This is a genomic window from Martinezella miluonensis (genome assembly GCF_900094545.1).
Classification (GTDB): Bacteria; Pseudomonadota; Alphaproteobacteria; order Rhizobiales; family Rhizobiaceae; genus Rhizobium; species Rhizobium miluonense.
Window position 1 is genome coordinate 44,541 of the sequence record NZ_FMAH01000044.1, and the last position, 7,449, is coordinate 51,989.

The window sequence follows — 7,449 nt, forward strand, 5'->3', positions numbered from 1 at the left end:
TTTGCTGGCTGATATCGACTACTTCGCCGTAGCGATCACCTTCTTGGCGTCGTCGAGTGTGTATTCGACATTGGCGACGCCGCCCGCCTGCGTCGTGGAAAGGTTGGTTTCGAGATTACCCTGATCGATGCGCAGGAAGGGGACGACCAGATCCTTCTTCACCTGCTGACCGTCGAGGATCTGCTGGGCCACCCAGAAGGCGAGAGTTGAGACGCCTGGCGCAATCGAGACCGACATGGTCTCGTAGCCGCTGGCATCCTTCTCCTTCTTCCACCAGGCAAGCTCGTCCTGTCGGTTCCCCATGACGATCGTCGGCATCGTGCGCTTTGCGGCCGCGAATGCCTGAGCGGCGCCATAACCGTCGCCGCCCTGGGTCACGACCGCGGCAATGTCGGGAAGGCTTGGGAGGATCCCGGCAACGGCGCGCTGCGCAACGTCCTGCGCCCAGTCGCCATGGACCGAGCCAACGATCTTGAACTGCGGATATTTGGCGGCAGCGTCGTGAATGCCGGCAGAAATCTCGTCATCGACGGAGACGCCGGCCAGTCCGCGAATTTCGAGGACGTTGCCACCTTTCGGCACCTTCTTGGCGAGATATTCGATCTGGCTGGCGCCCATGCCCTTGAAGTCGACGGCGATGCGCCACGCGCACGGCTCGGTGACGATACCGTCAAAAGAGACGACGACGATCTTGGCATCGCAGGCTTCCTTGATGGCACCATTCAGCGCGGTCGGAGATGCTGCATCGATGACGATCGCATCATAGCCCTGCAGGATCATGTTCTGAATTTGGGCAGCCTGTTCGGTTGCCTGATTTTCCGCCGTGGTAAACGGATCGGCGGCCGCAACGACACCAGTTTTGACCGCTTCGCCGGTTACCTTCTGCCAGCTGGTCAACATGGCTTGGCGCCAGGAGTTGCCGGCATAATTGTTCGACAATGCAATCTTCTTGGATGCTGTATCGGCAAAAGCGGAACCCGGCACGACAACGCAAGCGAAGACGGCGGATGCCAGAAGCATCTTGGCAATATTCATATTTTCCTCCCAATGAGCCCGTACTTCCACTTCCAGGCTAAGATTTTCGAACGCGCTCCTCAACGAACGATCGAAAATAGTATTTGCACTGAAGGCTCCCCTGTCAGTACAAGCAGGATGTCCGAGATTGTTTCGCTTGTACAGGAGCTTAACGCATTGGACCCTGCGGGATCCCGCAGAAAAGATGCGTAAATCCGCAGGACGAATGGCTTGGATCAGCGCTTAATAGCATGGGAATTCGCGTGCTGCGATCGACTGGAGGATAAGCGGTCGACGCGTTGCCTGGGAGGGCTTGTTTTGCGCAATCTGGCGCCGACCTCGGTCTTCGACCACTATCTCAACATATCGAGGCTACTTGCCGGCCAGCTCGACTTTCACTCGGTCATCCGAGCAGTTGCCGTTGAAATCAGCCATGTCATCCCACATGACCACCTTGATGTTTGCATTATCCTCGTGGACGAGCAGTTTCACACGGCCTACGAGAGCGGATTGGAAACAGACTGGGGCCGCCGCTTTCCAGCGCCAGTGAGCAACAGCCCCATCCGCACGCTCCTTTGGGGTGAGACAGATTACCTTCTCACCGACGATGCCTGGAGCGACCCCCAGTTCCACTTTCAGGGCGCCTTCTCGCATCCGATCTTTCATCAGTCGCTGCATAGTCGTCTGCATGTGCCGCTCAAGGTGCAAGGCCATGTCATCGGCGCTCTGTCCTGCTCAAGTCATCAGACCGGCTTCTACACCATGCAGGACATTGAGAGCGCCCGCGTGATTGCCGACCTCCTGGCGCCTCATTTCTTCGCCATCCGCGCCGCCGACCAGGCTAAACGTTCGGCAATTGTCGAAGCCGAAGCCCGCGCCCGCGAAGAGGGTTTGCGGCTCGGCGCACTGAAACTGACCGAAGCCTTGGAGACTGAGCGTCAACGTATCGGCATGGACCTGCACGACCAGATCCTGGCCGATCTGACCCGCCTCTCCCGGCGGCTGGAGCGCCTTGCCCGCCAACCCGATGTCACCGGTGAAGCGCTTGAACCGCTGTTTCGTGGTTTGCAGCATAGTATGCATGACCTTCGCCAAATCATCGAAGAAGCAAAGCCTTCGGTTCTTCAGCTATTCGGCTTTGCGCAAGCCGTGGAGAATCATCTTGAACGATCAATCCAGGAGAGCGGGGCCACTTTGACCTGGAACCTCAAAGATGAAACCAGCGGCGCCATCGATAGCCTTGATCAATCGGTTTCTATTGCCCTATTCCGCATTACGCAGGAAGCCATCAACAACGCTATCCGCCACGCCCAAGCAAGCAGTATCGCCGTTCAACTGAAGGCGGCTGAAGGCGCGGTGACCATCGATGTCATCGATGACGGGCTTGGACTTGGGAATGCCCGCAGAACGTCAGGTGGCGGCTTAGAAAATATGAGGACCCGAGCGCGCCTGATCTCGGCGCGCTTTATGATCAGACCGGCAACAGCTTCCGGAGGAACGATTGTCAGTGTCAGCTTGCCAGCCAAGACGCGATCGGCGGGAGGATCCGCGGCATGAAGGTCCTGATCATCGAGGACGATCCGCTTCATCGCTCCTATCTCAACGAGGCGATCCGCGCCGCACTTCCCGAATGCGACGGCGTGCTGGAGGCCGAAAATGGCAATGCCGGCGAACGGCTAGCGCGGGATTGCAAATCCGAGCACATCGTCATGGATCTCCAGATGAACCAGCGCAACGGCATCGAGGCCGCCCGCACCATTTGGAAAGAGCGGCCGGAAACGCGCATTCTCTTCTGGTCAAATTATTCGGACGAGGCCTATGTCCGCGGTATCTCACGCATCGTGCCTGGCGGTGCGGTCTATGGCTATGTTCTGAAATCGGCCTCCGACGACCGGCTGAAACTGGCGCTCCGCAGTATCTTCATCGAGAGCCAGTGTGTGATCGACCGCGAAGTGCGCGGTATGCAGCAAAAGAGCCTTGGAAACGTCAACGGGTTCACCGAGGCCGAATATGAAATCCTGGTCGATATCGCTCTCGGATTGACGGATCGCGCCATCGCCCAAAGGCGCAACCTCTCGGTACGCAGCGTCCAGAATCGATTGCAGCAGCTCTATGTCAAACTTGGGGTCTATCAGCCGCTTGGTAGCCAAGACGATGATGGCCGTTTCAATCTCAGAGCGCGTGCGGTTGCCGTCGCATTTCTTCGAAAGCTGCTCAATCACAGTGCACTCGAGCGGGCGGAAGGCGATCTCAGCGTGTGGCTGGCGCGCCAACCACACGATTGAGCGAGAGAAACCGATCGTCGAGATCGATCATGCTTGACGTCATCCACCGAATGAATGTCTATTGCTAGCAATAGACATTCATTCAACCAGTATGGAATTTCTCATGTCCGCCGTTTCGCCTGTTATCCTGCTCAATCCCATCGACGATGTCGCGGTCGCTCGCTCGATGATCCGCGCGGGCAGCCCGACCGGCATCGACGGTTTGACCGCTGCAGACCAGATCCCGCGCGGTCACAAGGTGGCGGTACGTGACATTCAGGCAGGCCAGGAGATCCGCAAGTTCGGTCAGCCGATCGGCGTCGCGACACAGTTCATTCCCGCGGGCGGCCATGTCCATCTGCAAAATCTGGCGGTGATTGAGTCCGATCACCCTTACCAGTTCAGCGTTGATATCGACGAGATGGGCATGTTGCCGCAAGAGGACTGTCGGACCTTCATGGGCTTCGATCGTGGCGCTGGCGGCGTCGGTACGCGCAATTTCATCGGCATCGTCACCACGGTCAACTGTTCGGCGACCGTGTCAAAATATATCGCCGAGCATTTCAATCGCACCGGCGGCCTGGACGGCTTCGACAATGTCGATGGCGTGGTGGCCCTCACTCACGGCGGCGGCTGCGCCATCAACACCAATTCCGAGGGCTATCGCTATCTGGCGCGCACCCTCCAGGGTTATGCCCGCCATCCGAATTTCGGTGGTATCCTGATGATCGGCCTTGGCTGCGAAACCAATCAGATCGCGCCCATTCTGGAGCATTACAAGCTCGAGGAGGGAAACCGGCTGCGCACCATGACCATCCAGGATCTCGGCGGCACACGCAAGACGATCGCAGCCGCATCCGAAATGATCCGCGACATGCTGCCGGAGGTGAATTCCGCCAGACGCACCATTCAGCCGCTCTCAGGACTTAAGCTCGCCTTGGAATGCGGCGGCTCCGATGGCTATTCGGGGATTTCGGCCAACCCGGCACTTGGTTATGCCTCCGATCTGCTCGTGCGCAATGGCGGTACGTCGGTTCTGGCGGAGACCCCGGAGATCTATGGCGCCGAGCATCTGCTGACGCGCCGCGCCGTCACTCCAGCAGTTGCCGAGAAGCTGCTCTCGAGGATCGACTGGTGGCGCGATTATACCCGCCGCAACGGCGCGGAACTCAACAATAACCCCTCCTATGGCAACAAGCTCGGCGGATTGACGACGATCCTCGAGAAGTCGCTGGGCGCGGTCGCCAAGGGCGGATCCATGCCGCTGAAGGCCGTCTACGAGTATTCGGAGATCGTCGATGAGCCTGGCTTCGTCTTCATGGACACGCCTGGATATGACCCCGTTGCCGTCACCGGCCAGGTCGCTGGCGGCTGCAATGTGATCTGCTTCACGACGGGCAGAGGCTCGGTCTCCGGTTTCAAACCTGCGCCTTGCGTCAAGATCGCCACCAACACCGAGATGTACAACCATATGCGCGAGGATATGGACATCAACTGCGGCGACATCGTCAGTGGCGACGACACGATCGAGGCAGCCGGCGAACGGATCTTCGAGGAAATCATCGCTGTCGCCTCAGGCAAGAAGACGCTGAGTGAGACCTTCGACTATGGTGACAACGAATTCGTTCCCTGGCAGGTCGGCGCCATCACCTGATACAGCCTCTCTCTGGCGCGTGGACGAATGTGAGCCATTTGAAATTTGCTTATCTAGTGGCTCTGACCAGGCCAGCGACAAAATGAGGCTTCCTCCTGGTTGACCTTGCTGAAGCACGGTAAACTGTCGCTTCGGAATGCCGAAACCGGCCGAGTGGACAGTTTGATGAAGCAAATGGATCGCATGAACTCGTCGGCCAATATCTGGGAGGCTGATCCATGGGACGCCTCTGACGAGGTGGCAGACCTAAAGCTCGCAGGATTTCAGGATAGGGCAGCCAGGTCAATTACCTGGACTTCGTTACTTGATGCTGGCCAGTTGGTATTTGGCACAGAAGTTGGAGAACTTCGCGGGTTTGATGTCTAATTTTACGCGACGTGTGATGGTGAAGATATGCTTCTGATGCGGTTGAACTGGCATGGGTTTCCCGACCCTCCAGAATGGAGGCTAGCGACGCGACCAAGCAACAGGAATGATCTGTCTTGGGCGTCGTTGGGTTATTTTGCCGATTTACCGGAAAGATGGCGGATACCGGATATTTAATTGGCCGTGGCGCGGGGGGATTGGCGCATTTTGTGCGGACCCGACCGGCGGCACAATGGGTGACACACCGCCCTTCCCGGTTCAGCTAGACTTGAGCTCTGACATCCAAGCCGGGGTGGCGGTTGTCGGCAATGGCTACTCCAGCAAGACCAATCGCAATGCAGCCGGTCACGCGGCATGCCTCCGTGTGGTCCGATATAAATTCAACGAAACGACAAACCGACGTTCTTCGCGGCGACTATTTAAAAATGGCCGCGCGTGCATCGAACAGTCCGCCGGTAATCTCGAGCGTTTCAAGAGAGCCGCGGGAGGCTGCAAGAAGGCCGAGAGCAATGTCTCTGCTGGCGTTTCCATGACCGCATTGTGTATACCGGTCAAGTCCGTCTACACCGCCTAGGAAATGAAGCTGTATTCGTCCGGCCGATAGTGCTCGCGAATATAGGCGGCGCGGGCTTGGACATTGGGTTGCGAGTTGTGGATGTGATCGCGCATAGCTTTCCGTAAACCCTCCTCATCGCGTTTCTGCACCATCTTGAACACACCCATATGCTCGGCAAGAAATGGCTCATATTCCGGCGTCTTGATGTGGCTGCCGACGACATGCTTGCTGAGCGTTAGAACGCAGTGCGTCCGTTTCAGGATGCTGAGAAATTCCTTGTTGGGGCAGGCCTGAAGGCTGCGCTGATGAAGGTCGAGCTCCAATTCGTACATGGTCGAGGCCGAGACATCGGGATAATCCGCAAGCGCCTGCGAAAGGCGTGCGAGCATCGCGCCGACATGTTCTTGCGAAAGTCCTCCCAGAGCGCTTGAAAGAGCCACCGGCTCGATCTGTTCGCGCACCTCATAAAGGTCACGGATGCGCTGGCTGTCGAGCGGCACGATCGACCAGCGGAAATTATCGTCCTTTTCCGTTATGCCGAGCGTCTCAAGCTTCAACAGAACGTCGCGGGCCACGGCGCGCCCCACACCAAAATGTCGCGCGAGCTCGATTTCATTGATGCGGTAACGACCAAAGAAGGAGCGGTAGACGACGATGCGCTCGACATCTTCGTAGAGCGCCTGCCAGGCAAATATCGGCCTGTCGTCATCTTCATGGAACAATTTGCCGAGATAGGCACCGAGCTTGACCCGCTTCGGTCGCACCACGCCGGTACCTACGATAAAGCCACGTCCATCGAACCGCGCGATTAGTCCATCATCGAACAGGAGTTGCAGTGCTTGGCGAACCGGCGCCCGGCTGCTCCCAACCAGTTCGGCAAGGGCGGCCTCGGTCAGAACAAGTCCTTCGGGCAAGGCTTCCCCCAGGATCGCCGCCTTCAGCCGCCCATGAAGCTCCTCGTAGAGGCTAGTCTTGCGCGGGCCGCCGCTTTCTAAATTTGATACGCGCATTTCACCCCATATTTCGCTTCTAAGGCTGCGACCTCTAGAGGGAGCATCGCACAGATAGCGGAAGTGCAACAATCCCAAAGTGGCTTCCAAATTGGGCGGAACTCCCCAACTCTATTGGCGACCAATCTGTTACCCACAGATGCTGTCGAGATGTCTCCTCGACTTGTCTCAGAACAAATGCCCCGCCCGGAGCATCCCAAATGGGACTGGACACTATTTTGTTGTTTTGCAAATGGTCACAGGCCTTCTCAGGATGGAGTGAACCCCTGGGGCTGGACCACGGGAAACGGAAAAACTGATACGCTCTGTGGGCCTCAATCGGAGAAGGCTCATGAAATCCCGAGGTCCATATCGGCGGCACTCGACGCCGTTCAAATTGCAGCTTTGTCAGGATATTCGAAGCGGTGTCATCGGACGGCGAGATGCGCAACGTACTTACGGCGTCTCGGCCAACCTCATTCAGTTGTGGCTGACCCAGTTCGATCGCGGCGAACTCAGCGATGAGGAAGCCGAAGCGAGCGTCATCGCCGAGTATGAGGCGCAGATCGCAGCACTTGAACGCAAGGTTGGCCAACTCACGATGGA

At 57.7% G+C, this 7,449-nt stretch carries 6 protein-coding genes; 4 read left to right on the plus strand and 2 right to left on the minus strand.

All coding sequences use genetic code 11. The features are described 5' to 3' along the window. Positions 1-18: 18 nt before the first annotated feature. Complete coding sequence (locus GA0061102_RS26545; RefSeq protein WP_092854776.1) at positions 19-1,035, minus strand: ABC transporter substrate-binding protein; 1,017 nt, start codon at positions 1,033-1,035, stop codon at positions 19-21. Positions 1,036-1,332: 297 nt separating this feature from the next. Between GA0061102_RS26545 and GA0061102_RS26550 the strand changes: the two genes are divergently transcribed. The 3 genes from GA0061102_RS26550 (at position 1,333) to GA0061102_RS26560 (ending at position 4,932) form a co-directional block, all read left to right on the plus strand. Continuing rightward, entirely contained in the window at positions 1,333-2,571 is a 1,239-nt protein-coding gene (locus GA0061102_RS26550) for a GAF domain-containing sensor histidine kinase (RefSeq protein ID WP_092854778.1), read from the plus strand. Continuing rightward, positions 2,568-3,299: a response regulator transcription factor gene (locus tag GA0061102_RS26555; RefSeq protein ID WP_092854780.1), complete on the plus strand. Its 732-nt coding sequence runs from the start codon at positions 2,568-2,570 to the stop codon at positions 3,297-3,299. The genes GA0061102_RS26550 and GA0061102_RS26555 overlap by 4 nt, the downstream gene beginning before the upstream one ends. A 103-nt stretch (positions 3,300-3,402) precedes the next feature. Then, positions 3,403-4,932 carry a UxaA family hydrolase gene (locus GA0061102_RS26560; protein ID WP_092854782.1) on the plus strand — a complete coding sequence of 510 codons (1,530 nt, stop codon included), beginning with the start codon at positions 3,403-3,405 and terminating at the stop codon, positions 4,930-4,932. A 936-nt stretch (positions 4,933-5,868) separates the two neighbouring features. On the opposite strand, the gene GA0061102_RS26575 is transcribed toward GA0061102_RS26560, so the two are convergent. Next, positions 5,869-6,864, minus strand: coding sequence for a GntR family transcriptional regulator (locus tag GA0061102_RS26575; RefSeq protein ID WP_092854788.1), 996 nt, complete (start codon positions 6,862-6,864; stop codon positions 5,869-5,871). Positions 6,865-7,195: 331 nt separating this feature from the next. On the opposite strand from GA0061102_RS26575, the gene GA0061102_RS26580 reads away from it, so the two are divergent. Then, the coding region (locus GA0061102_RS26580; RefSeq protein WP_092854790.1) for a transposase at positions 7,196-7,449 on the plus strand (254 nt) is incomplete at its 3' end.

Excerpts from the sequence above, each read along its gene's own strand:
- GA0061102_RS26545 (WP_092854776.1), bottom strand. The coding sequence starts at position 1,035 with ATGAATATTGCCAAGATGCTTCTGGCATCCGCCGTCTTCGCTTGCGTT.
- GA0061102_RS26555 (WP_092854780.1), top strand. The coding sequence starts at position 2,568 with ATGAAGGTCCTGATCATCGAGGACGATCCGCTTCATCGCTCCTATCTC.
- GA0061102_RS26560 (WP_092854782.1), top strand. The coding sequence starts at position 3,403 with ATGTCCGCCGTTTCGCCTGTTATCCTGCTCAATCCCATCGACGATGTC.
- GA0061102_RS26575 (WP_092854788.1), bottom strand. The coding sequence starts at position 6,864 with ATGCGCGTATCAAATTTAGAAAGCGGCGGCCCGCGCAAGACTAGCCTC.